This is a genomic window from Vibrio sp. 1874, assembly GCF_033344395.1.
Taxonomy (GTDB): domain Bacteria; phylum Pseudomonadota; class Gammaproteobacteria; order Enterobacterales; family Vibrionaceae; genus Vibrio; species Vibrio alginolyticus.
The window spans coordinates 1-1817 of sequence record NZ_JAWPOR010000055.1; the positions used below are offsets into that span (position 1 = coordinate 1).

At 47.1% G+C, this 1817-nt stretch carries 4 protein-coding genes; 1 reads left to right on the forward strand and 3 read right to left on the reverse strand.

Annotated features, from left to right (window positions below; translation table 11 throughout):
• The coding region (locus R8N46_RS24425; protein WP_412079895.1) for a DUF805 domain-containing protein at window positions 1-223 on the forward strand (223 nt) is incomplete at its 5' end.
• Between the two features lie 40 nt (window positions 224-263).
• Here the strand turns inward: R8N46_RS24425 and R8N46_RS24430 are convergent.
• The 3 genes from R8N46_RS24430 to R8N46_RS24440 form a co-directional block, all read right to left on the reverse strand.
• On the reverse strand, window positions 264-620 hold the full coding sequence (locus tag R8N46_RS24430) for a DUF3135 domain-containing protein (RefSeq protein WP_318189680.1): 357 nt from the start codon (window positions 618-620) through the stop codon (window positions 264-266).
• A gap of 104 nt (window positions 621-724) precedes the next feature.
• The gene (locus R8N46_RS24435; protein ID WP_025503132.1) at window positions 725-1339 is read right to left on the reverse strand and encodes a helix-turn-helix transcriptional regulator; all 615 of its coding nucleotides are present in this window, start codon (window positions 1337-1339) and stop codon (window positions 725-727) included.
• Between the two features lie 145 nt (window positions 1340-1484).
• On the reverse strand, window positions 1485-1817 hold a 333-nt coding region (locus R8N46_RS24440), incomplete at its 5' end, for a fructose-bisphosphatase class II (protein ID WP_318189681.1).

A 1817-nucleotide genomic window follows, 5' to 3' on the forward strand; every position in this document is an offset into this window, starting at 1 on the left:
ATGGCATGACCGCGACAAGTCGATCTACTGGTTAGGCTTGAATATTCCTTTGGTGATTGGTCGCATCGCAACGCCGATGACAAGCCCAATGGCGCAAGAGCCTTCAACGCCACAGCTGTTCATTGCTTCGATTTCATTAATTTGTGGGCTTTGGATTTTGATTGAGTGTGGTTTTTTGAAAGGCACATCAGGCCCGAATAAATACGGTCCTGAGCCACAGTGATTTATGAGTGTGGGAGTCTGCCTAAGGTGTGACTCTCACATCAGTAGAAATCGTTTCTGTTGAAGGCGACTACGTTGTCTGTTTTAACCGACGTCGCTTTTCCTTGTAATGCTTCTCTGAACTTTGTGACTTGTTTTTGTAGTTCATTCATTAACACGACGTTGGTGTGATGAGGGTTTTTGCAGTTGCGAATCACACGATCAATATGGCTTTGCTGAGCCCATAAGCGCGGTTGCATCGTTTCTGATGCACTTTCTATCATTTCTTTTGCCATCTCGTGGCGAAATTGTTCAAAGCCTTCTGGATCGCTTTCGGCCATCTGAACCAGTTCATCAAATGAGGGTAATACTTGCGTTGCGTGAGTATGTAGAGTTCTCATCTCTTTCTCCAAATCCATATGGATACTCGTGTTCAATACTACAAGCGTACACCACAGGAATCAGAGTAAAGGATGAATCATTGGCCTGTCTCATTTATAAGAGAGAGCGAAAGGGCCGAAATCTAAGCGCGGATTCGGTAAACGCAGCGACGTTGACCGCTAATGATATGCTCGGTACGCTCGACGGTCGTGTCGTCTCCGAGTAAGGACTGGAACACACTCAGTTCCGATTTGCATAAACTAGGGCAACGCGTGGCGGCTTTACAAATCGGGCAGTGATTCTCGATCAAGATAAAGCCGTGCTCATCTTGTTCAAGCTCTGCCATGTAGCCTTCTTTTTCGCGCAGAGAAACCAAAGTCTCCAGTTTGCTTTCTAAAGACTCACATTGGTCGAGGTGCTGGCGATAGTTTTGTAAAGTCAGTTTTTCGCGCTCGGAGGTAACTTTGTCGAGGCCATCTTTACCGAAGATGTGTTCCACGGCTTCGATAAATTGGATGGTGAGTTCGCCATGACGATCGGCGAATTGCTCGTGTCCCTTCTGGGTTAAAGACCAATGGCGAGTAGGGCGTCCGACTTTGACTTTTACATCGTGAATCGACAGGATGCCTTCATCTTCTAAACCTTGCAGGTGCTGGCGAGCACCCATGGTTGTCATCCCAAGCTCAGAAGAGAGTTGTTTTGCAGTGACAGACCCGTCACGCTTAACGATTTGCAATATCCTATCTACGGTCTTCATATTCCCACCATTTGTATTTCCGTACACATTATGCGCGATAGGCTTAGTAAAGAAAAGTGTTGACTTAACTTGAGTGGGGATTTGGTGAGCCAAAAACCAAAAGGGTCAGCACTTTGCCAACCCTCTGCGATGCTGAACCTAAAAATTACAGAATGATATCGCGAACTTCTGGATCTTTGCGCTCTAAGTAATGGGTCGACTTGATGCGGCGAATGGTACGGCAACGGCCTCGCACGAGTAGCGTCTCTGTTGTCGCAATATTACCTTGGCGAGAAATCCCCTCTAGCAAGTCACCTTTTGTAATGCCTGTTGCTGAGAAGACGACGTTGTCGCTGCGCGCCATGTCTTCCATTTTTAGGACGACGTTGGCTTTTACGCCCATTTCTTCACAACGTTGTAGTTCTGCTGCGCCGTAAATACGGTTTTCTTCTGTGTCGCCTTTCACTTCGTGGCGAGGTAGAAGGCGGCCATGCATGTC